Source organism: Citrobacter sp. Cu231 (assembly GCF_030332265.1).
GTDB classification, from domain to species: Bacteria; Pseudomonadota; Gammaproteobacteria; order Enterobacterales; family Enterobacteriaceae; genus Citrobacter; species Citrobacter meridianamericanus.
In genome coordinates this window covers 484,195-505,980 of record NZ_JAOWIE010000029.1, presented here as the reverse complement: position 1 = coordinate 505,980, position 21,786 = coordinate 484,195, and the positions used below count along the sequence as shown (strand labels likewise).

The 21,786-nt window shown below is 52.0% G+C and carries 24 protein-coding genes; 7 read left to right on the top strand and 17 right to left on the bottom strand.

The features are described 5' to 3' along the window. Positions 1 to 18: 18 nt before the first annotated feature. The gene (locus OGY15_RS05440; protein WP_414438221.1) at positions 19 to 897 is read right to left on the bottom strand and encodes a U32 family peptidase; all 879 of its coding nucleotides are present in this window, start codon (positions 895 to 897) and stop codon (positions 19 to 21) included. A gap of 8 nt (positions 898 to 905) precedes the next feature. Beyond that, on the bottom strand, positions 906 to 1,901 hold the full coding sequence (ubiU, locus tag OGY15_RS05435; RefSeq protein WP_187260111.1) for a ubiquinone anaerobic biosynthesis protein UbiU: 996 nt from the start codon (positions 1,899 to 1,901) through the stop codon (positions 906 to 908). A gap of 220 nt (positions 1,902 to 2,121) precedes the next feature. Here ubiU and ubiT point away from each other — a divergent pair, with 220 nt between their 5' ends. Both ubiT and OGY15_RS05425 read left to right on the top strand, forming a co-directional pair. Beyond that, a complete protein-coding gene (gene ubiT / locus OGY15_RS05430; RefSeq protein ID WP_151217848.1) occupies positions 2,122 to 2,646 on the top strand; it encodes a ubiquinone anaerobic biosynthesis accessory factor UbiT in 525 nt (174 codons plus the stop codon). Continuing rightward, positions 2,640 to 3,143: a GNAT family N-acetyltransferase gene (locus OGY15_RS05425; RefSeq protein ID WP_003844854.1), complete on the top strand. Its 504-nt coding sequence runs from the start codon at positions 2,640 to 2,642 to the stop codon at positions 3,141 to 3,143. Before ubiT ends, OGY15_RS05425 begins: the two co-directional genes overlap by 7 nt. On the opposite strand, the gene OGY15_RS05420 is transcribed toward OGY15_RS05425, so the two are convergent. Further along, complete coding sequence (locus tag OGY15_RS05420; protein WP_276577183.1) at positions 3,130 to 3,438, bottom strand: GIY-YIG nuclease family protein; 309 nt, start codon at positions 3,436 to 3,438, stop codon at positions 3,130 to 3,132. The two genes, OGY15_RS05425 and OGY15_RS05420, sit on opposite strands and share 14 nt — an antisense overlap. Positions 3,439 to 3,481: 43 nt before the next feature. On the opposite strand from OGY15_RS05420, the gene OGY15_RS05415 reads away from it, so the two are divergent. Beyond that, positions 3,482 to 3,910, top strand: coding sequence for a YhbP family protein (locus OGY15_RS05415; protein ID WP_151224406.1), 429 nt, complete (start codon positions 3,482 to 3,484; stop codon positions 3,908 to 3,910). 37 nt (positions 3,911 to 3,947) lie between these two features. Then, the gene (locus OGY15_RS05410; protein WP_151217846.1) at positions 3,948 to 4,583 is read left to right on the top strand and encodes an NAD(P)H-binding protein; all 636 of its coding nucleotides are present in this window, start codon (positions 3,948 to 3,950) and stop codon (positions 4,581 to 4,583) included. 49 nt (positions 4,584 to 4,632) lie between these two features. Here OGY15_RS05410 and dolP read toward each other — a convergent pair whose 3' ends face one another. The 4 genes from dolP to OGY15_RS05390 are packed head-to-tail and all read right to left on the bottom strand — an operon-like array spanning position 4,633 to position 8,247. Next, entirely contained in the window at positions 4,633 to 5,208 is a 576-nt protein-coding gene (gene dolP / locus OGY15_RS05405; protein WP_151217845.1) for a division/outer membrane stress-associated lipid-binding lipoprotein, read from the bottom strand. A 9-nt stretch (positions 5,209 to 5,217) separates the two neighbouring features. Then, positions 5,218 to 5,808: a DnaA initiator-associating protein DiaA gene (diaA, locus tag OGY15_RS05400; RefSeq protein ID WP_003024948.1), complete on the bottom strand. Its 591-nt coding sequence runs from the start codon at positions 5,806 to 5,808 to the stop codon at positions 5,218 to 5,220. 34 nt (positions 5,809 to 5,842) lie between these two features. Continuing rightward, positions 5,843 to 6,238 carry a YraN family protein gene (locus tag OGY15_RS05395; RefSeq protein ID WP_016157561.1) on the bottom strand — a complete coding sequence of 132 codons (396 nt, stop codon included), beginning with the start codon at positions 6,236 to 6,238 and terminating at the stop codon, positions 5,843 to 5,845. Beyond that, complete coding sequence (locus OGY15_RS05390; RefSeq protein WP_286538678.1) at positions 6,196 to 8,247, bottom strand: penicillin-binding protein activator; 2,052 nt, start codon at positions 8,245 to 8,247, stop codon at positions 6,196 to 6,198. The genes OGY15_RS05395 and OGY15_RS05390 overlap by 43 nt, the downstream gene beginning before the upstream one ends. Positions 8,248 to 8,310: 63 nt before the next feature. On the opposite strand from OGY15_RS05390, the gene rsmI reads away from it, so the two are divergent. Next, the gene (gene rsmI, locus OGY15_RS05385) at positions 8,311 to 9,174 is read left to right on the top strand and encodes a 16S rRNA (cytidine(1402)-2'-O)-methyltransferase (protein WP_151217843.1); all 864 of its coding nucleotides are present in this window, start codon (positions 8,311 to 8,313) and stop codon (positions 9,172 to 9,174) included. A 183-nt stretch (positions 9,175 to 9,357) separates the two neighbouring features. Here rsmI and OGY15_RS05380 read toward each other — a convergent pair whose 3' ends face one another. The 10 genes from OGY15_RS05380 to kbaZ all read right to left on the bottom strand — a co-directional run bounded on the left by OGY15_RS05380 (position 9,358) and on the right by kbaZ (position 19,637). Next, entirely contained in the window at positions 9,358 to 10,530 is a 1,173-nt protein-coding gene (locus OGY15_RS05380) for a MalY/PatB family protein (RefSeq protein ID WP_286538675.1), read from the bottom strand. Between the two features lie 13 nt (positions 10,531 to 10,543). After that, positions 10,544 to 12,115 carry a maltose/glucose-specific PTS transporter subunit IIBC gene (gene malX / locus OGY15_RS05375; protein WP_151217841.1) on the bottom strand — a complete coding sequence of 524 codons (1,572 nt, stop codon included), beginning with the start codon at positions 12,113 to 12,115 and terminating at the stop codon, positions 10,544 to 10,546. A gap of 122 nt (positions 12,116 to 12,237) precedes the next feature. Continuing rightward, positions 12,238 to 13,110, bottom strand: coding sequence for a tagatose-bisphosphate aldolase subunit KbaY (kbaY, locus tag OGY15_RS05370; protein ID WP_252838719.1), 873 nt, complete (start codon positions 13,108 to 13,110; stop codon positions 12,238 to 12,240). A 12-nt stretch (positions 13,111 to 13,122) separates the two neighbouring features. Next, a complete protein-coding gene (locus tag OGY15_RS05365; protein WP_151217840.1) occupies positions 13,123 to 14,277 on the bottom strand; it encodes an AgaS family sugar isomerase in 1,155 nt (384 codons plus the stop codon). Positions 14,278 to 14,578: 301 nt separating this feature from the next. Further along, positions 14,579 to 15,712, bottom strand: a complete 1,134-nt coding sequence (gene nagA / locus OGY15_RS05360; protein ID WP_286538671.1) for an N-acetylglucosamine-6-phosphate deacetylase — start codon at positions 15,710 to 15,712, stop codon at positions 14,579 to 14,581. Further along, positions 15,709 to 16,143, bottom strand: coding sequence for a PTS galactosamine/N-acetylgalactosamine transporter subunit IIA (agaF, locus tag OGY15_RS05355; protein ID WP_151217838.1), 435 nt, complete (start codon positions 16,141 to 16,143; stop codon positions 15,709 to 15,711). Before agaF ends, nagA begins: the two co-directional genes overlap by 4 nt. A gap of 16 nt (positions 16,144 to 16,159) precedes the next feature. Further along, the gene (agaE, locus tag OGY15_RS05350; protein WP_149692148.1) at positions 16,160 to 17,038 is read right to left on the bottom strand and encodes a PTS N-acetylgalactosamine transporter subunit IID; all 879 of its coding nucleotides are present in this window, start codon (positions 17,036 to 17,038) and stop codon (positions 16,160 to 16,162) included. Beyond that, the gene (gene agaW, locus OGY15_RS05345; RefSeq protein ID WP_151217837.1) at positions 17,028 to 17,807 is read right to left on the bottom strand and encodes a PTS N-acetylgalactosamine transporter subunit IIC; all 780 of its coding nucleotides are present in this window, start codon (positions 17,805 to 17,807) and stop codon (positions 17,028 to 17,030) included. Before agaW ends, agaE begins: the two co-directional genes overlap by 11 nt. A 10-nt stretch (positions 17,808 to 17,817) precedes the next feature. After that, entirely contained in the window at positions 17,818 to 18,291 is a 474-nt protein-coding gene (gene agaV / locus OGY15_RS05340) for a PTS N-acetylgalactosamine transporter subunit IIB (RefSeq protein ID WP_003024925.1), read from the bottom strand. Between the two features lie 20 nt (positions 18,292 to 18,311). Continuing rightward, positions 18,312 to 19,637 (bottom strand): tagatose-bisphosphate aldolase subunit KbaZ, encoded by a 1,326-nt coding sequence (gene kbaZ, locus OGY15_RS05335; protein ID WP_151217836.1) that lies wholly within the window; start codon positions 19,635 to 19,637, stop codon positions 18,312 to 18,314. 219 nt (positions 19,638 to 19,856) lie between these two features. Between kbaZ and OGY15_RS05330 the strand changes: the two genes are divergently transcribed. Then, positions 19,857 to 20,663, top strand: coding sequence for a DeoR family transcriptional regulator (locus tag OGY15_RS05330; RefSeq protein ID WP_187253315.1), 807 nt, complete (start codon positions 19,857 to 19,859; stop codon positions 20,661 to 20,663). Between the two features lie 323 nt (positions 20,664 to 20,986). Beyond that, a complete protein-coding gene (gene agaR / locus OGY15_RS05325; RefSeq protein ID WP_151217835.1) occupies positions 20,987 to 21,757 on the top strand; it encodes a transcriptional repressor AgaR in 771 nt (256 codons plus the stop codon). Positions 21,758 to 21,786: the final 29 nt, after the last annotated feature.

The window sequence follows — 21,786 nt, the reverse complement described above, 5'->3', positions numbered from 1 at the left end:
TTAACAAAGTGAGCTTTTTTACGCCTGCAGCTCCAGACCCGCCAGTCGCTTCCAGTAGCCGTTGCAGTCACTGTGGGCGGCAAGCGGTAATGGGGCCGCGCCATTTTCATTGGCGCGGAACGCATCAAGCATGGCGAACGTTTCGCTGCCTGAGGGCGACAGACGCACAATATCAACCAGACCCTGCATTGATGTCAGCTCGTTGCCGAGGTTGTAAACATAACCGCTCATGGTCTGGATCCCGTTGAGCACAAAGACCTGCTGATTCTCCTGCGACAGCACATCGCGTCCGTTCGGGTATTTGATGCAGCAGGTTTCACATTCGTCTTTTGGACGATCTTCAGAGCGTGCGGTAAAGCAGCGGGCGGAGTACGCCAGTGGCAGATGCCCGTAGCTCAGTACCTCGACTTCAAATTGATTGCGAATGCCCAGCTCATCACACTGGTTGAGCAGGTTCACCAGCCAGTCACGGGATAACTCTACCGGCATACACCAGCGCACCATGCCCTGATTGAGCAGCAAACGCAGGGTTACCGCGTTATAACAGTTGAGCGCATGCCCAGCGACAAACGGCAGCTTACGCTCGGCGCACATGTTTACTACGCCGAGATCGCTGGCTTCCAGCAGGAAGTCGCCGTTTTCAACATAGCGCTTCAGCTCTCCCAGCTCAGAGGAGGCTTGCACCAGCGCCAGCGTCGACAGCACCACCTGTTTACCGCTGCCAGCGAGTGATTTCGCCATATCCAGCCAGTCGCCCACTTTGGTGGCGCGGCGTTTACTGCATACCGCTTCGCCAAGGTAGATAATGTCGGCCTGGCTTACAGCGGCCTGCTGATAAAAGTCTTCCAGCGTTTCTTTCGGCCAGTACCATAGTACTGGCCCTAAGGAATATTTCATTGCTTCTCTCACTGCCATTTACGGTGATAGGCGCCAAGCGTGGTTTGCGTGCCTTCGGACATTGAACCGAGCGTTTCCATCCACGCGCCTTGCGGGGCGTAGTTTTGCGGGTCGGCCATACAGCGGTCGATTGCCTGACGCCACACTTTCGCTACCTGGCTGACATAGGCCGGGCTACGCTGACGCCCTTCGATTTTTACCGAAGCAATATTGGCCGCCAGCAGTTCCGGCAGCAGTTCCAGCGTATTCAGGCTGGTGGGCTCTTCCAGCGCATGGTAGCGCTCGCCATCAACCAGATAGCGGCCTTTACACAGCGTCGGATAACCGGCGTTTTCTCCGTCCTGATAGCGATCGATCAGCACTTCATTGAGGCGGGATTCCAGCCCTTGTTGGGTCTGCTGCCAGCGAACAAAACGAGCAGGAGAGCAGGCACCAACTGTGTTTGGAGATTCGCCTGTCAGATAGGACGAAAGATAGCAACGGCCTTCCGCCATAATGCACAGGCTGCCAAAGGCGAACACTTCCAGGGGAACTGGTGTGACGCGAGCGAGCTGCTTCACCTGATGAATAGACAGCACGCGCGGCAGCACCACGCGGGCAACGTCAAAGTTGCGATGGTAGAAATTAATCGCCTCTTCATTGGTTGCAGATGCCTGAACAGAGACATGGCGCTCAATATGCGGGTAGCGCTCTGCGGCATACTCAAGCATAGCGAGGTCGGCGAGGATCAGCGCATCTGCACCCAGTTGCGCCGCCATATCCACGGCACGTTGCCAGCGCGCGTAACCATCCGGATGCGCAAAGGTGTTAATCGCGATGTGCAGCTTCCGGCGGTGCTGATGGACAAAATTCACCGCTTCCTGCAATTTTTTCTCGGTAAAATTAAGGCCGGCGAAATGACGGGCATTGGTATCATCTTTCAGCCCGATGTAGACAGCATCAGCGCCGTTCTCGATGGCCGCCTTAAGCGCCGGGAGGTTTCCGGCAGGGCAGAGCAGCTCCATAATTTATCCTGAACGTTGCGCCATGTAGGGCGCAGAAATGTTAACGAAGAGGGATTTTAGTTAACCTTGATGAGACAATTTTTGATTTAAGGCAGTTAAAGTCGTATTGGTGACACCAATAAAGAGGTAACAATTTCGTAGCGAATTGTTGATTTATGCCGCTATGTCGTTTATTTGATATGGCAAAATAGCAGGACTATTGAAACAGGGAGTAAAGCTCGTGTTGGATAAACTGCGTTCACGCTTAGTACATTTTGGTCCTTCTTTGATGAGTGTACCGGTTAAACTGACGCCCTTTGCGCTGAAGCGCCAGGTTCTGGAACAGGTCCTGAGCTGGCAGTTTAGTCAGGCGCTGGCCGATGGGGAGCTGGAGTTTCTCGACGGTCGCTGGCTGAGCATTCATGTGCGTGACATCGGCCTTAAATGGTATACCTCTGTTCAAAACGATAAACTGATCGTCAGCCAGAATGCAGATGCGGATGTCAGTTTTAGCGCGGATGCCAGCGATCTTCTGATGATCGTGGCACGTAAGCAGGATCCGGATACGCTGTTCTTCCAGCGTCGCCTGGTGATTGAAGGTGATACAGAATTAGGGCTGTATGTAAAAAATCTGATGGACGCCATCGAACTGGAGCAGATGCCTAAGGCGCTGCGCATCATGCTGATGCAGTTGGCGGATTTTGTTGAGGCGGGAATGAAAACAACGCCAGAAACCAAACAGACTTCGGTAGGTGAGCCATGCTGATTCGAGTTGAAATTCCCATTGATGCCCCTGGTATTGATGCGCTGCTGCGCCGTTCGTTTGAGAGCGATGCGGAAGCGAAACTAGTACACGACCTGCGTGAAGACGGGTTTTTAACGCTGGGTCTGGTTGCTACCGATGACGAAGGTCAGGTCGTGGGTTACGTCGCGTTCAGCCCTGTCGATGTCCAGGGCGAAGATCTGCAATGGGTCGGCATGGCGCCGCTGGCCGTGGATGAAAACTACCGTGGGCAGGGTCTGGCGCGTCAGCTGGTCTATGAAGGGCTTGATTCCCTGAACGAGTTTGGCTACGCCGCGGTGGTTACGCTGGGCGATCCGGCGCTGTACAGCCGCTTTGGCTTTGAGCTGGCTGCGCATCACGATCTGCATTGCCGTTGGCCGGGCACTGAAAGCGCATTCCAGGTTCATCGCCTGGCGGATGACGCGCTGGAAGGCGTGACGGGCCTTGTGGAATACCACGACCACTTCAATCGTTTTTAAGCTCCGGGGTTTGCAGGCTGCTCAGTAGCGCCTCAAGCCCTTCGCCGTCTACAAGGCGCTCTTTCTGCCGCTTGGTGAGCTGTTTGACGCGATACTCTATGCGCAGAGCCAGCGAACGGTCGCCGATCTGCGCCGCAAATGCCAACGTGAGTTCCCCCTTTCCGCGTAGTGCCTTCGCACCTTTCCCACTTTGATGCTGCTTATAGCGGCGCTGCACATCGGTGGTTATACCGGTGTATAAGGCGTTGTCTGCAGTACGGATCAGGTACAGATACCAGGGTGTCATTGTCACCATCGACGTGATAATTTTCAGGCCTACAGTATAAAAGAGAACAGAAATGGAAACACTGACTGCGGTGACCCGCTGGCTGGCAAAGCAGCATGTCGTGACCTGGTGCGTTCATCATGAAGGTGAATTGTGGTGCGCCAATGCGTTTTACCTGTTTGATGCGCAGAAGATGGCATTCTATGTGCTGACCGAAGATAAAACGCGCCATGCGCAAATGTCCGGGCCGCGCGCGCCGATTGCCGGCACGGTAAATGGTCAGCCCAAAACGGTCGCCCTGATTCGTGGCGTGCAGTTTAAGGGGGAGATTCGCCGTCTTGAAGGGCAGGAGAGTGACACCGCGCGTAACGCCTACAACCGCCGTTTCCCCGTCGCCAGAATGTTGCCAGCGCCCGTGTGGGAGATTCGACTGGATGAAGTCAAATTCACGGACAACACACTGGGCTTCGGTAAAAAGATGCACTGGCTACGTGATCTATAGTTAAAAGAGTGATTGAAGTGTCAGGGGAAAATAAACGATGAGCCAGGTGTTAATAACCGGTGCAACGGGTCTGGTGGGTGGACATTTATTGCGTATGTTGCTGAATGAACCTCGGGTCAATGCCATTACGGCGCCGACGCGTCGACCGCTGGCTGATACGGTTGGCATCTATAATCCCCACGATCCGCAGCTAACCGATGCTCTGGCGCAGGTTACCGATCCGGTCGATATCGTCTTTTGTTGTCTGGGAACGACCCGACGTGAAGCGGGCAGCAAAGAGGCATTTATCCACGCTGACTATACGCTGGTAGTGGATACGGCCCTGACGGGGCGTCGGCTGGGGGCCCAGCACATGTTGGTGGTGAGTTCGATGGGCGCTAATGCCAATTCGCCCTTTTTTTATAACCGGGTGAAAGGTGAAATGGAGCAGGCGCTGATTGCGCAGAATTGGCCGCGACTGACGATTGCCCGGCCTTCTATGCTTCTGGGGGATCGGGATAAACAGCGGGCGAATGAAATGTTTTTAGCGCCATTATTTCGGTTGCTGCCGGGTAACTGGAAGTCGATTGAAGCGCGTGATGTGGCGCGGGCTATGCTGGCAGAGGCGCTGGCACCAGGACCGGAAGGTGTTACTATACTGACCTCTTCCGGGCTGCGCGAACGGGCTAAATAAAATGCCGGATAACGTGCTCTGACGTCGTCATCCGGCATCTGTCATCATCTTACTTAATAAAGGTGAAGGCCGTCGTGACGCGTTTCACGCCGCTTACCCGGCTGGCGATGTCCGCCGCCGCCTTCGCTTCGCGCTCGGTCACCAGACCCAGCAGGAAGACTTCCCCATTTTCGGTCGTGACTTTCACGTTAGTGGATTTCACCTGATCGCTGGTCAGCAATTGTGAACGTACTTTGGTGGTGATCCAGGTATCGTTGGACGCATCGCCCAGGCCGATTGGCTGGCCTTGACGGATCTCATTAAAGACCTCTGTCGTACCCTCTACGCCCATCGCAATCTGTTTTGCCCGCGTAGACAGTTCGCTATTTGGCGACTGACCGACCAGTAGCACTTTACCCTGATACGCGCTCACGTTAATTCGCGTTTCTTTCTTGATCTGGGCATCTTTCGACAACGCCGTATTGACGCGTAACTCCAGGGTTCCATCATCTACCTGGGTGCCGACACTACGAGGGTCCGTCGCGGCTTTGGTGCCGACAGCAGCAGTTCCGACAACGGCAGCAGCGACACAGCCTTGCAGCAGCAGTGCAGCGATAATCACAGCAAGCGGCGAAAATGCCTTCATGTGTACTCCTTAATCATCCTGGTGAGGGAAAAGCGTGTTGTCGATGAGATCGCAAAGGCAGTTGACCGTCAGCATGTGCATTTCCTGAACGCGGGCGCTATGGTGTGAGGGGATACGGATTTCAACATCCTGCGGCCCCAGTAACCCGGCCAGCTCCCCTCCGTCATACCCGGTCAGCGCGACAATTGTCATGTCGCGTGTCACGGCGGCTTCAACGGCTTTTACGATATCGCGGCTATTACCACGCGTAGAGATTGCCAGCAGAACATCACCTGCATGTCCCAGCGCACGGACTTGTTTTGCATAAACTTCATCGTGCAGGCGATCGTTGGCAATCGCAGTTAAGACCACATTATCAGTATTTAGTGCAATCGCAGGTAAACTTGGGCGCTCTGTTTCAAAACGATTGATCATGCTGGCAGCAAAATGCTGTGCGTTGGCAGCGGACGTCCCATTACCACAACAGAGAATTTTGTTGCCATTGAGCAGGGACTGAACCAGCGTCATGGCTGCACGGGAGATCGCATCCGGAAGTGCTTCAGCCGCAGCTATCTGAGTTTGAATGCTTTCAGTAAAGCAGACTTTAATTCTATCTAACACGCTAATCCTTAAGAACCAGGCTCTGAATCTTCAACTATGAGCGGTCGTTGAACGCGTCCTTAAACCACTCAACATCATTTCCGGTGAAGGCTAACACATCGAACCGGCAATCCACAGTATCAAAACTCCCATTGTGGCGTGCAAGCCACAAGCGGGCGGTCTGTAATAATTTGTGTTGTTTGCTCCGGGTCACACTCGCCGCTGCGCCGCCAAACTGGGCCGAGCGCCGATAGCGGACTTCAACAAAGACGGTGGTGTTGCCTTCACGCATTATCAGGTCGATTTCGCCGCCACGTTCACGCACGTTAGCGGCGATAAAATGCAGTCCCTTGCTCTGCAGCCAGTCACGCGCGGTGGATTCCCACGCGTCACCGGTCTGTTTACTCGTTAACTGGCGGGGACGACTTGTCCTTGCTGGTATTTGAGCCATGATAACTTCCTGTTAATCACACAATCCTGCGTTGCGGTTAAGGCCCCGGTGTTGCCGTTAATTTCGAAACCCTGTACCTGACGCATTTGCGAGAAGTGGTTGGCAAGTGACCAGGCATCGACGCCCATCGCGTACATACGCGCCAATGAGTAGTCATTACGCACTGCGTCAAGCGCTTGCTGCATGAGAGGCGCGTTAGCCCCTGCCAGCATCGGTATTTCGCTGTACTGCAAGCCTTCCATCTCCAGGCGGAAATCCGGGCCGGCAGTTCCTTGCGCGCTACGGGAGCTGGCGTACAGCGTTGCGCCGCTCTGGCTGCCGTTGCGCATAGCGATCATCGGCTTAATAAAGGCAATTTCTTCCGGCGTCGCCAGAATATACACGGCATCAACACGACCGTTGCCGCCGGTGATCTGCGCATCGGTTGGCGCAGCCGGAATCGTCAGGCCGCCAATCGTCACGCCAGGTTGCGCAGGCACAGAGGAAGCCACCGGGCTGCCCGTCAGGGAAATCCCCGAGCCGCCGTTGACGCCCATTTTCAGCTCGGCGGTGGAGCCGAACTTCTGTTGCAATACCACGCCGCCGCCCAGTTTTTGCCATTCCTGAGCAAAGGCATTGGCAACGCGATCGCCTAACGAACTGCGTGGGATCAACAGCAGCGGCGTTTGTTTGCCCTGGTCGTGGATGTGACGCGCGGCGTCGCGCGCTTCATCTTCTGGCGACAAAGCGAAGTAGCAGACGTTCGGCAGGTTTTTCACCGACTCCGGCTGATTAAGCGCCAGCACGTTTAATGGCGTGTTGCTTTTCATCAGCTCTTCAACATTGTTTTTCAACAGCGGACCAACCACGATGCTGGCGCCATCCTGTTGAACCTGAGTCAGGATCTGGTTCAGAGGCTGTGATGAGGTGTCGTAGATTTTCAGCTCTGCAGATGGATTCGCCGGCGCGCTGGCGGTTGTTGGCTGAGCGGGTGCTGTGGGCTGCGCAGCAGGTGTTTCTGGCTGTGCTGGCGTCTCATTAGTCAGGTCGCTGACAGACGCCTGAGAAGGGCTGGCAACACCGTCAGTTGTTTGCGGCTGCTCCGCAGTTGTCGCAGCTGTTGTATCCTCAGCAAGCGCAGCTACAGCAGGGATCGCTACGGGTTGAGTACCCATATTTTTCGCCGCTTCAAAGCCTTGCTGAATAGTCCGGCCAAATACAGCGGCCTGACCGTTCAGCGGCAGCAGCAGTGCAATTTTGCTGGTGGAGGCGGGTTTAAAGCTCTGCACGTTAACCAACTGCGTTGGCAGCATTTTTGCGCCAGGGTTTTGCGGATAGCGTTTCTGCCAGTCAGCAATACCGGCTTTCATCATGTCCGGATCGTTACGGTTATCGAACCAGACGCGCTGGAGATCCAGCCAGCCTTGTAGCACGTTTTCATCCGCATTGATAACCAGCGCCTGCGCTTGCTCCTGGGTCATGGATGACAGCGCCTGCCAGGTGGCGTCGATGTTTTTCTGCTTAGCATTCGCGGCCAGCAGCGGTTCCTGGGCGATGAGGGCGCGCAATAGCGTCAACGATGGGCGACCCTGGTTGACGTCGATTTGCGCCTGCCAGTATCTGGCCTGCTGGTTTTGATCGAAATCGGCAGGAGTAAGTTTATCCAGCAGGGCCTGAGCGCCAGCGATATCTTTCTGTGCGAGCTTGATTTCGACGGCCAGCAGAGACTGCTCACGACGCTGAGTATCGCTGAGTTTCTGCGGTAGCTGGTTGAACAGCTCGATAGCCTGCTGGCTCTTGCCTTCTTTCAGCAGTGCACGAATGGCGAGTAATTGCCAGTTGGTCTTGCTATCATCTGAGCTTTGCTGCATTTGTTGCAGATAAAAGCCGGAATCAGCCTGCGCAGTGCCCTGCATATGGGCTGCACTCTGGTCTGGCGCCTGGGTGCCACAGCCTGCGAAAATCAGTGCTGCCAGAATGACTGGTAGCGCGCGTGCGGCTTTCAAACGAGAAAATGTTGAGGGTACCATACTGTATCCAGTGATATTTTTTTACTCAATGCTCAATATTAAATCGGCAATACGGACGACACAATGAAACAACACGAATCGGCGGATAATTCTCAAGGCCAACTCTTTATTGTACCTACTCCTATAGGAAATTTGGCTGATATTACCCAACGAGCGCTCGAAGTTTTACAAGCCGTTGATTTGATTGCCGCTGAAGATACCCGTCATACAGGGTTATTGTTACAACACTTCGCGATTAACGCTCGTTTGTTTGCATTACACGATCACAATGAGCAACAAAAAGCGGAAACGCTGGTGGCGAAACTCAAAGAAGGGCAAAACATTGCGCTAGTTTCCGATGCCGGAACGCCGCTGATTAACGATCCTGGTTACCATCTGGTGCGCACCTGTCGCGAAGCGGGGATCCGCGTAGTACCTCTGCCGGGCCCTTGCGCAGCGATTGCGGCACTGAGCGCTGCCGGTCTGCCTTCAGACCGCTTTTGCTATGAAGGTTTTCTGCCTGCCAAATCGAAAGGGCGTCGTGATGCGATGAAAGCCATTGAGGCTGAACCACGTACGCTTATTTTTTATGAATCCACTCACCGTTTACTGGATAGCCTGGAAGATATGGTCGCCGTCTGGGGCGAATCCCGCTACGTGGTGCTGGCGCGCGAACTGACGAAAACCTGGGAAACCATTCACGGTGCGCCGGTCGGCGAGCTGCTGGCGTGGGTCAAGGAAGATGAAAACCGTCGCAAAGGTGAAATGGTGCTAATTGTTGAAGGGCATAAAGCGCAAGAAGACGATCTACCTGCTGATGCGCTGCGAACTCTGGCGTTGCTGCAGGCCGAACTGCCGCTGAAAAAGGCCGCCGCGCTGGCCGCTGAAATCCACGGCGTGAAAAAGAATGCGCTGTATAAGCACGCGCTGGAACAGCAGGTAGAGTAAGAGCGTCTGGATTGATCGCCAGTTTGTTGGAAGAAATGTCGGAAGAACGCGCTGAAAGCGTTGCAGCTAAAAGGCAAACTGCAACGCGTTGGCGCGACGAAACAGGGATGTGGCGGGTCTGTAAATTTTATTTATCAGGATCGGTGGAATTAAGCAGATAACGTTAGTTATCTGCTGGGGTTATTAATAACTTTTTTGCATCCGTTCTATTGCTTGTTCCAGCCAATATCGCTGTGTGCCAAAGTTAATTCTGATAAAGCGTTCACCATCCTGAACATAGTGGCTGCCATCTTCAATAATTACGCTAGCGCGATGGGCAAAATGGTTGACGACCTCGGTCGCCGTTTTGCCACCGCTGCTCACGTCTATCCATGCCAAATAAGAGGACTCGGGCGTCATCATCTTCCAGTCTGGGAAATGTGTATGAATTGCGTCGGCGAGGTAGTGGGAGTTGCCCCGCAAATAGCCATTCAGCGCATCCAGCCAGGGTAGCCCATGCTGGTAGGCCAGAATAATCCCCCAAACTCCAAACATATTAGGGGACGTGATGGAGTTCCTTTCCAACTGCTGGCGAAAGCGCTGGCGCAGGCGGCTATCCGGAATGATGGAATACGAGGTTTTCAGTCCGCCGAGGTTAAACGCTTTATTGGGTGAGGTGAGTAGGATCAGGTTATCCTGCGCCGTTGCACCCGGAGCCAGGCAACTGGTAAATTCCCCTTCAAGAAGGTGCTCGGCGTGAACTTCATCGACGACCAGAATCACGCCATAGCGTTTACAGAGCTCGGATACCTGGTGTATTTCAGCCTGTGTCCAAATTCTTCCCGATGGATTATGCGGCGAGCAAAATAACCACAGCTTAGGCCTGTGAGTTTTCAGCTGTGATTCAACCAGCGAAAAATCCAACTGATAGCGGTTATCCGTGGCCTGCAGCGGATTTGCCAGTACTGTGACTCCCTGTCGTTGCGTTGCCATGGCGAAAGGATCATAGACTGGCGTATTCATCATGACGCTGTCGCCCGGTAGGCAAAAGGCTTGCACGAGATAATGCAAGGTAGAAACGGTGCCGTAGGTGAGCGTTATCCAGTCGCGTTCAACGTTGACATGGTGGCGTTCACGCTGAAAGTCCACCACAGCGTCGTAAAACTGGTCGAAACAGTAGGTGTAGCCAAATGTTCCGTGGCTCACGATCTGCTGAAATCCGTCAATTACCGCCGGCGGTGAGGTAAAATCCATATCGGCGATCCATAAGGGGATGAAGTCCTCTTGTACCCGGCCAAAACGTGAACATACAAACTGATGATCCCACTTGCGGCATTTATCACTTTTCCGCTCAATGATTTTATCGAAATCGAACATGTCCAACCCCTATTTAAATTAAGGCTTCAATGCCTGTCTTGACGCTTTGTACCTGCGGTCCGATGATCACCTGCACGCTGTGTGCGTCGAGAACGACGACCGAAAGTGCTCCGGCGCTTTTCAGCGTTTGTTGATCGACCTTGCTCATATCTTTGACTACAAGGCGTAGACGGGTAATGCAGTTATCCAGTGAATCAATATTTTCCTTACCGCCAAGCGCATTCAATATTACGCCATGATCGTATTTCGATTTCCCGCGTGCTTTTGTATTAGAAGCAACGGCTTGCGCAGCGCCGTCGGTAGAATCTTCACGTCCCGGTGTTTTAATATCGTGTTTGAGTATGTACCAACGGAAAACCAAGAAATAAACAGTAAACCAAACGATACCAACCGGGAATAATAGATACCATTTCGTTGATGTGCCTTGCATCACGCCGAAAATAAGAAGATCTAGAATCCCGCCGTCAGTATTACCTATTGTTACCCCCAGGATTGCCATTACCATGAGTGCTAAACCAGACATAACGATATGGAAAGCATACAGTGCAGGTGCAATAAACAGAAATAAGAATTCAATCGGTTCAGAGATACCGGTAATAACCGAAACTAACACGCCAGAAAGCAATAGCCCTTTGATAATAGGGCGATTCTCAGGCTTTGCTGTACGATAAATAGCATAAGCTACAGCCGGAAGACCGAAAATAAAGGTCGGCATAAAACCCTGAGATAAAAATGCGGTTACGTGAGGGCTAAATGGTAGGCCAGCTTTTAGCTCGGCGTAGAAGATATTCAACGCGCCTGCAATTTCATGACCATTCACGATTTCTGTACCACCTGCGGGTGTGAAGCGAACCATCGCCAACAATATATGGTGCAGGCCGAAAGGTTTGAGCAGCAGTACACCGACTCCGTAGAGGAAGGGACCAAAGACGCTGGTACTTTGAATGATATGGCCGATTCCGGCGATGCCCATCGCTACGTAGGTCCAGAGCAACGGGATAGCAAGGCCGACAAGTGACAGGGTCAGGGAGGTAATAATAGGCACAAAGCGGATGCCACTAAAAAATGCAAAGGCATCATGTAACACCGTATCCTGAAATCGTTCATGTAGGAAGTAGGTAATTACGCCAGCAATGATGCCGCCCAAAACCCCCATCTCTAGCGTCTGTATACCCAAAACAACGGATTGCCCAACCTGTTTCATGGTTGCTGTATCCGCGAGTTGATGTGTCACTGTCAGATAATAATTGATGCTCATGTTCATCAGCATATAACCGATAAAGCCAGAATAAGCACCTACAGCCTTATTTCTTTTAGCCATACCTAATGGAATAGCTATAGCAAACATTACAGGTAAATAGGTAAATGCGAAACCACCTACCATAGCAATAAAACCAAAAGTTAATTGCGTTAGTTCCCCTCCAAGAAATGGAAAACTTTTTATAGTAGAGGGGCTGGTAATTGAACTCCCGACACCCAATAACAATCCCATAAATGCTAATAGCGATACGGGAAACATAAATGTTTTGCCAAGACTTTGGAAAAATTCCCATATCCGTGACTTAAACGACTTTTCCTGTGTCATGTAGAGTACTCCATTATTTTTATCAGTATAGTCATGAAGGTCATGAATATCTCATCATGACCTTTATAAATTGAGAGGTAAGTAGTAATTAATTTATTATTTATCTTGACCAATAATATATATTAACAATTTAATGTAGTTAGCAACTTTTCATATGAGCCACACACATTGATTTTGCTGCGCACCACTTCTTTCATTGCATCCATACCGACCCGCATGTAGTAGCGCGGATCGTTGCCCTGCGGATTTTCTGCAAACCATGCTTTGACCGCGTCGGCAAAGGCAATTTTCAGCTCAGTGGCGACGTTAACTTTGCACACGCCAAGCTCAATCGTACGGCGAACATATTCGTCAGGGACATCGCTTGCGCCATGCAGCACCAGCGGAATATCCACCACTTCACGAATTTCACCCAGGCGCTGGAAATCGATTTTAGGCGTTTTGGTGTACAGGCCGTGCGCAGTGCCGATGGCAACGGCAAGGCTATCAACGCCGGTACGCTCAACAAACCGTTTGGCTTCCAGTGGGTCGGTGAGGAAGGCGCTTTCGGCATCCACGCTCATGTCATCTTCAACACCACCGAGGCGACCTAACTCTGCTTCCACGCTGCAATCTTTGGCATGGCAAAAATCGACGACGGATTTCACCAGCTTTACGTTTTCCTCAAACGGGAAGTGGCTACCGTCGATCATTGCGCTACGAACGCCAGCATTCACTTTGTGTCGGATATCGTCCAGAGACTCATGATGATCGAGATGTAACGCCAGCGGCATGTCGTAGCTGGTGGAATAAGCGCTGCACAACGCATAGATCTCTTCCAGTGCAATATGCTTAAAGGTGCCTGGCGTTCCGGCGAGGATCACTGGCGATCGCATTTCATGGCACACCTCAAGGATTGCCTGGATCGTCTCGGCGTTGTGGATGTTGAAGGCGGGGACGGCGTAGCCCTTTTTTTGCGCATCCAGCAGAAGGTATTTTGTGGAAATAATGCTCATAAAACGATCCTCTTAGGCGTTCCAGGGGTGAATAACAACGCCCTGTACAACACGGTTCACTGTGCCACTGGCTGAAGGTGTATCCGGCGTATTACCGATATTGATGGATTGCGTCAAAGCAAAGACCTGGGCGTAGATCAGGAAGCAGAACGCCAATTCCATATCAATGAAAGAGCGTGCTGGCGGCAGCAAAATATGTGGACCCGCTTCAATCACTTCATGGGTTTGTGCGGAAATTGCGACCACCCGCAGTGCCTGCCGATCGCGGCGTAACTCTGCTAGCAAATCGAGGTCGTATTGACGTGTATAGGGATGACTGGAAACAAAGACTACGATCAGCGTTTCGTTATCAACCAGCGACTTTGGACCGTGACGAAAGCCGGTCGGGGAATCGTAGAATGCGGCCAGTTTACCCGCTGTCAGTTCCAGGACTTTCAGTGCCGATTCTCGGGCAGCTCCCTGTAATCCACCGCTACCGAGATAGACGATCCGTTTCCAGGGCTCATTGCCAAACACACCGTCGCTGAAATCGCCCAGTGAAGTCAGGATCGCCTGGCACCGATCGGCCACATCACTGAAGGTCTGACTGTTGATTTTCTCCGGGGCGAATACTGCCAGACAGCTGGCCATCATGGTGGTAATGCTGCTGGTCATGGCGAAACCACGGTCATGTGTTTCAGCAGGCATTAACAGAGCAAAAGCGTTGTCGCTTGCGACTGCGTTTTGATACAGGCTACCTGCTTCGTTGCAGGTAATTGGCAGGTGATAGCACTCAGGTACAAACTGATTAGCCAGCTCCACTGCCGCAACGCTTTCCGGGCTGTTACCTGAGCGAGCGAAAGAGACTAGCAACAGCGGATGCGAGGGATTCAGATAATCCATCGGATTGGTGACCAGGTCAGTGGTCGGAACAGCGCTGATGTTTTTTCCGGTATAGCTTGCCAGCCAGGGGGCAATGATGTCGCCAATGAATGCTGAGGTTCCTGCCCCGGTCAGTACGATCCGCAGATCGTTTTTGCGCAGCAATGGCGCGAGAAAGTTGTCAATGGCAGATCGAATGTTGTCGATATTCGTGAGGGATCGGATCCAACTGGCTGGCTGTTGACGGATCTCTTCTTCGGTCCAGGTGCCTGTTACCGCAGTAACAGAGGTATAGGTTTCTGGCATAACTTAAGTCCTTAGTCTCGTAAATTCCACATAAGACGCTGGCGAAAATGTCGCTATCTTTCGTTTCGTTTCACTTGTTCATCTTGTCGATTGATTAAAATCTATAGAAAAGAAATCGAAAGATCAATAATCCAAAATGAAATAAAACGAAATTTGTGATCGTGAGAACGAAGGTTGCAGTTATCTTGTTGATATATAATGAAGAGATTGATTGCAACGTGGATCGGTATTTCCACAAGCGAAAGGAAAAGAAAGGCCTTGCGATCGAAGACCGCAGGCCAACACGAGACAAAATGAAAGGTCAAAGGGGGAGAGCCTGACCCTGAATCCAGATCTGTTGTAAATGCAGCCCGCTATTAAGCGCGATCGCGTCGGCACGTTTTCCCACTGCTAACGATCCCAGGTGGCGATCGATACCCAACAGACGTGCGGGGTGGAGAGAGGCCATATGAATGGCCTCTTCTGCCGTTACCCCGGTGAGCTCGACCATATTACGTACGGCAGCATCAACCGAGAGCGTGCTACCAGCCAGGCCACCGGAAGCGGTACGCACAACACCACTGCACATTTCCACTTCCTCGCCACAGAGCGTATAGCGCCCGTCTGGCATTCCTGCAGCCTGCATGGCATCGGTGATCAGCACCAGCCTGTCTTTGGCGCAACAGCAGCAGAGCTTCATGGCCGCTGGGTGGACATGGTGTCCGTCAGCGATAAGTTCCAGCCAGGCGCGAGGGTCGGTTAACCCTGCGCCAACCATTCCTGGCTCCCGATGATGTAAGCCGGTCATACCGTTATAGCAGTGCACCAGTCCGTCAGCACCGGTGTCAAAGGCCGCGCGGGTTTGTTCCCAGGTAGCTGCGCTGTGTCCCAGCATCACCCGTACGTTGCGCTGCTTCAGATGTTCAATGGCCTGCAATGCACCGGGTTTTTCTGGTGCCAGCGCAACGACGCGCAATGTTTGCTGGGAAATCGCAATCAGTTCATCCAGTTCACTGAGTTCCAGTTCCCTGAAAAGCTCAGGCGGGTGCGCCCCTTTGTTCTGCGGGGTAAAGTACGGGCCTTCAAGATAACTGCCCAGCACCTGCGCGCCAGGTCCACCGAAATGGTAGCGATGCGCGATACGCTCCAACGCCTTGTGAATATCCGGTAGTGGAGCGGTGACGGTGGTGGGTAGCCAGTTGGCTACCCCTTCACGTGCTTTATGCATCGCCAGTTTGTTGAGCGTATCCGGTGCCTCATCCATCACATCGACGCCCGCGCCGCCGTGCACGTGGATATCAATGTAAGCCGGACAAAGCAGCTCTGCATCGCGGGCCATAACGCCGGAGGGAATTGGCTCTATTTCTGCAATGATGCCGTCTTCAATGTGAATTTGATGATCGTCCAACCAGCCCCGTTCGGTCAGTAGACGTCTGGCGCGAAGTAGCTGTGTCATATCCCTTCCTCAACGGGCTTTTCCTCACGACAGCGTCCCAGTTCGTCCACCAGGCTAGTTAAACCACGATGCCCGCACTCCAGCGCTTGCAAGCGAAATTCTTCACTGCTCAGGCCATCGCGCTCCAGCACCATTTCCAGCAGTAGTTGCAGATTAGTGCCGGTGATCACCTCAGTGCCTTGCCTTTGCATAGCCAGCGTGGAAGCGACGCGAAACGGCGTTCCGCCTAACAGGTCTGTCAGAAACACGATGTCTTGCTGCGCATCCAGTTCACTCACCGCCTGTTCAAGCTGCGAGGTGAGTAAGGCGGTGGTTGAGGTTTCCGGAAAGTCGATGGCGATGAACTGTGATTGTTCACCCAGAATCTGTTTCATCGCTTTTTCCATTCCGCTGGCAAACCCGCCATGGCCCGTCAAAATAATACCTAACATCTACAACCCCTCGTATTTACAGGAAATGACAGAACTTGCCCACGACGCCGAGCACCACGGTAATGGCGATAAGGCGCAAAGGGCTCCAGCCACGACGGACCAGCCAGAACATGGTTAATGTGTAGACCAGCGGCAAAAAAGCAGGCATCAGCTTGTCTATAACATCCGTTTGCAGTTTCACAACCGCATCACCAGCCGTGATTTCCAGGGTAGTGCTCAGGCGAACATAGGTTGCAACCAGCGCGCCGATCACCGTCATCCCTACGATGGATGCCGCATGTCCAACCTTTTTGGTATTAGCTTTAATCAGCGGGATGGCAGCAACGCCCATTCGATAAGCATAGTGTGCTAAGCCAAAGCGCAGACCAAGATGAACCACGTTAAACATAACAATAAAGACAACTGCGCCAAGAATAGAGCCTTGCAGCGCCAGACTGGCCCCGATACCGCCGCAAATAGGCAATAACGTTAACCAGAACATGGCATCACCGATACCGCCAAGCGGCGCCCCGACGGCAATCTTAGTGCTTTGAATACTGTTCACATCCTGCTTCGAACGTTCCATCGCCAGGATAATCCCGATAACAAACGTGACCAGAAAAGGGTGCGTGTTGAAGAAGCCCATATGACCTGTCATCGAACGCGCCAGGTCGCGTTTATTGGTATGGATCTTTTTCAGTGCAGGTAACAAGCCGTACAACCATCCTGACGCCTGCATACGTTCGTAGTTAAAAGAGGCCTGTAACAACATTGAACGCCAGGCAACACGGTTGATATCTTTTTTTGTCAGCTCGGCACCGATATTCTGGTCTTCGTAGACGTTTTCGTTTGTGCCAGACAGCAGCGTTTCTTCGGTTTCGGAAACGTTCGGCAGAGTCGTTTGATTAGATGCCATCTTCGAATTCCTCTTTTTGTGCTGCAGGAGCTGTAGGTTCAGGTGATTTACGCAGAAAATCGATCAGCGCCATGGCTAGTGCAGCTGCGGCAATCGCTAGCACCGGGAGTTTGAGCCAGGCTGCTGCCACAAAACCCAGGATAAAGTAGGGGATATAGACGTTTTTCATCATGATTTTTAGCAGTACGGCGAAGCCGATAGCGGGCATGATGCCGCCTGCCACACCGAGGCCATCAATCAGACGAGCTGGCAGAACATCTATAGCGGTTTTGGCATGTTCCGCTCCAAAATAAATCGGCAGGAACGCGCATAAGAAGTAGAAGGTCCCCAGTGCGAGTAACGCCAGATAGTTGACCCGCTCAATCCCTGCGGTATCGGCATTCGCTGCCATGCGATCACACCGAGCCATCACCCCTGACATCACAGAGAACAGGAAGGTGATCCCCATCTGAACTGCTACGGCGAACGGTACCGCCACACCTACGGCAACTTCGGGTTTCACCCCGGTCGTTATGGCAAATGTGGTTCCTACTATGGTGCCGATAATCACGTTTGGCGGCTGAGCTCCAGCCAATGGAGCCAGACCCATCCACACCAGTTCCAGCGTCCCCCCTGTCAAAATACCGGTATGTAGATCGCCCAGAATCAAACCGACCAGCGGCCCGAGAACAACCGGGCGGTGCATATGCGTTAACCCGTTGAACATATCCAGCCCAGCAATAAAGGCGAGAATACCCAACGCAAAAGCCTGCAACAGACTGATTTCCATTGTGAATCCCTCAGAGAAGTTTATAGAGGTCCTGGGCGGGTTCTGTTGGAACGCCCTGAACGAAGCATTCCACCCCAGCGGCTTTTAGCCCGTTGAACGCCGTAATATCGGCAGCGTCTACAGAAACCGTTTTGGCGATTTGTTGCTTGCCGTTGGCGTAGTGCATATTGCCAACGTTGATGCGGTTAACAGGAACACCGCCTTCGACCAGACGGAAGAAATCCGCAGGTGATTTGCAGACCAGCAGAATTTTCTGGCGATCGGCGGCACGGTGAATATTGTCGATCACTTTTTGTAGCGACCAGAAGCGCACGGCGATCCCTTCTGCCAGTACCATTTCCATCAGGTTTTGCTGCACTGGGTCTTCAGCCACTTCATCATTGGCGACCAGCACCAGGTTTGCCCCCGCAAACCCAACCCATTGCACACCAACCTGACCGTGAATCAGACGTTCATCAATGCGACTTAATACAATGTTTGGCATGGTATTTTTTCTCTTTTTTGTTATGCGTTACGCTCTGAAGCACCCTGGCAGGCGCAGTGATATTGCTGCAGTATGTCCTGAATATGGTTAATGATGAGTTCTCGCGGTGTGGCGCTGAGATCTCCCTCGCGCACTTTTACGTACTGCAAGGGTAAATATTGGCTAATCAGCGGCAGTGGAATAGCGTCATCCGCCAGGTTGCGCACCAGCCGTTCGAATGCCTCATCAATATGGCTGTCTGGCCAGTAGTAACGAACCCGATCGGAGTAGCTATATCCGCGAGCCAAACGGCGTGCATTACCATCGCCGTGATAGTGGCTCTGCCAGTACTCTGGTCGATCAAGCATTACGCTTTCCAGCACATGTCGCAGGCCTGAACAGGCTTTTGCAGGCAGTAACTCTTCTTCAATCGCGGCCAGTGAAAACAGTGCTTCGCGCAGAGCGAAGGTCAACGCGGGTCCCACTTTCAGGATAGCGAAGTGATCTATCACAAGTTGGCGCAAAGACTGTGGTGTTTGGTAATCGGTAGAATGCGCTTCAAAAACCAGCGTGTCGTAGTCTTCCACCATTTTGCTGAGCGCCACGGCTTTCTGCGGTTGATAATCAATAATGTGCGTGTGATCGAATTCAACGCCAGGTTGCACTACCAGGGCGATGATACGCGGCCAGATACCTTCCAGACCGCGCTTTTCAAAGGCGTGATAGTGAGCCTGCAGCGTTGCGCGTGCGGCATCGGGGGTTGTTACCGCCAGGTCGGTTAACGTTTCGTGGGCGCCGCCTGGAACCGGCACTTCTGTGCCAATCACATAGACCAGATCCGACTCGCCAAAATGTGCCATACAGGTTTCTTCGGCTACTTTTGCCAGACGCGCGGCGCGTTCCGCGACGATGTCATCTGTCAGTGGAACCGGGTCGTTAGCACAAGACATACTGCAATCGAGGTGGATTTTTTTAAAACCTGCAGTGACATAGCTTTTGATCAGATCGTCAGCGTTGGCCATTGCCTGTTCTGCAGGTAGATTTTGCCAACGGTTTGGTCCGAGATGGTCTCCACCGAGAATAAGCATATCCTGAGAAAAATTAAGCGAGTCAGCTAAATGGCAGACAAAGCTGCGAAAATCCGCTGGTGTCATACCCGTATAGCCGCCAAACTGGTCAACCTGATTAGAGGTTGCTTCGATCAACAGCGGTGTATGGTTTGCATGGGCGTAGCGTATTGCTGCTTCCAGTACGATTGGATGCGCGGAACAAACGGCATAAATACCGTTTGCCTTCCCCCGTTTATGCTGCTCGACCATTTTAGTTAGATGTTTCACTTTCCTCTCCAGGTCAGATAACTTCGACATCAATCTTTCGTTTTGTTTCATTTAATACTGCATCATGGTGTTATAAAAATAAAACGAAAGATAATGGTTTTCCGATCTGTTTCACAAAAGAAACGCAATGAAAGGTTTCAGCGTAAGTTCGTCTGGCTCTTCCCTGCTTGCGGGGCTTGCATTCGCGTAAAAGAAAGGCGTTAATAGACAAAACGAAATAAAACGAAAGGTTCAACTAAAGGATTTCTTATGAGTAACACCGAGTCCTCTGCAGACAAGCGCGTTATTGGCACCAGCGAAAGACGTGAGCAGATCATCCAGCGGTTACGGCAGCAGGGAAGCGTTCAGGTTAACGATCTTTCCTTATTTTTTGGCGTCTCCACGGTCACTATTCGCAACGACCTCGCCTTTCTGGAAAAGCAGGGGATTGCGGTACGTGCCTATGGCGGAGCGCTAATATGCGAGAGCAATGCGCCTGTTGTGGAGCCTTCTGTTGAAGATAAGAGTTCACTTAATACGGCAGTAAAACGCAGTATTGCCAGAGCCGCCGCAGAGTTAATTCAACCGGGGCACCGCGTCATCCTTGACTCCGGCACCACGACCTATGAAATTGCCCGCCTGATGCGCCAGCATACCAACGTCATTGCCATGACCAACGGTATGAATGTCGCCAATGCGTTATTGGAAGCTGAAGGGGTTGAACTGCTGATGACCGGTGGCCATTTGCGTCGTCAGTCGCAATCGTTTTATGGCGATCAGGCTGAGCAATCGCTACAAAATTATCACTTCGACATGCTGTTCCTTGGCGTTGATGCGATTGATTTGGAGCGTGGTGTTAGCACGCATAACGAAGATGAAGCGCGTCTCAACCGTCGGATGTGTGAAGTGGCTGAGCGCATTATCGTCGTTACCGACTCGACGAAGTTTGACCGCTCCAGTCTGCATAAGATCATTGATACTCAAAGGATCCATACCATCATTGTTGATGAAGGCATCCCAGAGGAGAGCTTGCAGGAGTTACGCCGCAGCGGTGTTGAGGTGATCATTGTAGAGTAGTCCCACTCTAAAATTCAAAAATGTGATCCCACACAATTAAACAAAAATAAACCATAAGCGAGCTTTTTCAGAGGCTCGCTTTCGTTTTTTTGCAGACTTCCCGGCTCTTTCTGGCATCCCCCCATTTTTATCCTTTTCGTTTTTTCGTTTTTCTTTATTTCGATTTGTTAAAACGAAAGGAAATAATCGGTTTTGGTTAAATTAAACACTGAGTCTGTGCGCACAAATTCCCCTTAGTGCTTCTGATGTAATATATTCAAAAGAAAACGAAAGTGCTAAAGCGCTAAAACAAAACAACATGAATATTTGATGGAGCAATAGAAATGCTGGATAACTTAAGACGTCGCGAGCAAATAATTGATTTGCTGTGCGATCAGGGGAGCGTTCGTGTCGAGCCACTGAGCGTCCATTTTGGTGTGTCATCGGTCACGATCCGCAACGACTTACGTTATCTGGAGCAGAAGGGATGCGTTATGCGCTCCTATGGTGGGGCGGTTCTCAATCAGCACTTTGCCCTTGATCGGCCTCTGCAGGATAAGGACCGGCTGAACCGCGATGTGAAATCGCGAATTGCCGAAAAAGCGGCCAGCTTTGTGAAAGATGGTGACACGTTAATACTCGATTCCGGATCGACCACTACCCTTATTCCTCCCATGTTAAAAAATCGCCGCGATCTGGTGGTGATGACCAATGCGCTTAACATTGCCTGGGAACTGGCGAATTTTGAGCGCGTAGATGTCATGATTCTTGGAGGGAATGTCAGGCAAAGCGTCTACTCATTGTATGGTCCTTCAGCAGAACACCAGCTCAGACAATATCGGTTTGATAAGCTTTTTTTAGGCGTTGACGGATTCTGTCTGGAAGCGGGGATTACCACGCCACATCCGGGAGAAGCGCATCTGAATCAGGTAATGTGTGAAGTTGCGCAGGAGGTCACGGTGGTCGCTGACTCCAGCAAGTTTGGCCGCAAAAGTTTCTGTATGATTAGCGAAATCAGCGGGATTGACCGGGTGATTACCGACAGCGGGATCCCAGAAAATTACCACCGGACGTTAATCCAGCTTGGGGTGGATGTGGTGATTGCGGATGAATAACTGAAATTGCTGGCGAGATTCCCCCGCCA

Bases quoted from the DNA above. Each gene is read 5' to 3' on its own strand.
- agaE (WP_149692148.1), bottom strand. From the start codon at position 17,038: ATGGCATCTAATCAAACGACTCTGCCGAACGTTTCCGAAACCGAAGAA.
- OGY15_RS05425 (WP_003844854.1), top strand. From the start codon at position 2,640: ATGCTGATTCGAGTTGAAATTCCCATTGATGCCCCTGGTATTGATGCG.
- agaW (WP_151217837.1), bottom strand. From the start codon at position 17,807: ATGGAAATCAGTCTGTTGCAGGCTTTTGCGTTGGGTATTCTCGCCTTT.
- agaR (WP_151217835.1), top strand. From the start codon at position 20,987: ATGCTGGATAACTTAAGACGTCGCGAGCAAATAATTGATTTGCTGTGC.
- OGY15_RS05380 (WP_286538675.1), bottom strand. From the start codon at position 10,530: ATGTTCGATTTCGATAAAATCATTGAGCGGAAAAGTGATAAATGCCGC.
- OGY15_RS05420 (WP_276577183.1), bottom strand. From the start codon at position 3,438: ATGGTGACAATGACACCCTGGTATCTGTACCTGATCCGTACTGCAGAC.
- OGY15_RS05415 (WP_151224406.1), top strand. From the start codon at position 3,482: ATGGAAACACTGACTGCGGTGACCCGCTGGCTGGCAAAGCAGCATGTC.
- kbaY (WP_252838719.1), bottom strand. From the start codon at position 13,110: ATGAGCATTATTTCCACAAAATACCTTCTGCTGGATGCGCAAAAAAAG.
- ubiU (WP_187260111.1), bottom strand. From the start codon at position 1,901: ATGGAGCTGCTCTGCCCTGCCGGAAACCTCCCGGCGCTTAAGGCGGCC.
- agaF (WP_151217838.1), bottom strand. From the start codon at position 16,143: ATGTTAGGTATTATTTTGACGGGCCATGGCGGGTTTGCCAGCGGAATG.
- OGY15_RS05365 (WP_151217840.1), bottom strand. From the start codon at position 14,277: ATGCCAGAAACCTATACCTCTGTTACTGCGGTAACAGGCACCTGGACC.
- OGY15_RS05330 (WP_187253315.1), top strand. From the start codon at position 19,857: ATGAGTAACACCGAGTCCTCTGCAGACAAGCGCGTTATTGGCACCAGC.
- nagA (WP_286538671.1), bottom strand. From the start codon at position 15,712: ATGACACAGCTACTTCGCGCCAGACGTCTACTGACCGAACGGGGCTGG.
- rsmI (WP_151217843.1), top strand. From the start codon at position 8,311: ATGAAACAACACGAATCGGCGGATAATTCTCAAGGCCAACTCTTTATT.
- dolP (WP_151217845.1), bottom strand. From the start codon at position 5,208: ATGAAGGCATTTTCGCCGCTTGCTGTGATTATCGCTGCACTGCTGCTG.
- OGY15_RS05410 (WP_151217846.1), top strand. From the start codon at position 3,948: ATGAGCCAGGTGTTAATAACCGGTGCAACGGGTCTGGTGGGTGGACAT.
- OGY15_RS05390 (WP_286538678.1), bottom strand. From the start codon at position 8,247: ATGGTACCCTCAACATTTTCTCGTTTGAAAGCCGCACGCGCGCTACCA.
- OGY15_RS05440 (WP_414438221.1), bottom strand. From the start codon at position 897: ATGAAATATTCCTTAGGGCCAGTACTATGGTACTGGCCGAAAGAAACG.
- OGY15_RS05395 (WP_016157561.1), bottom strand. From the start codon at position 6,238: ATGGCTCAAATACCAGCAAGGACAAGTCGTCCCCGCCAGTTAACGAGT.
- malX (WP_151217841.1), bottom strand. From the start codon at position 12,115: ATGACACAGGAAAAGTCGTTTAAGTCACGGATATGGGAATTTTTCCAA.
- kbaZ (WP_151217836.1), bottom strand. From the start codon at position 19,637: ATGTCGAAGTTATCTGACCTGGAGAGGAAAGTGAAACATCTAACTAAA.
- agaV (WP_003024925.1), bottom strand. From the start codon at position 18,291: ATGCCAAACATTGTATTAAGTCGCATTGATGAACGTCTGATTCACGGT.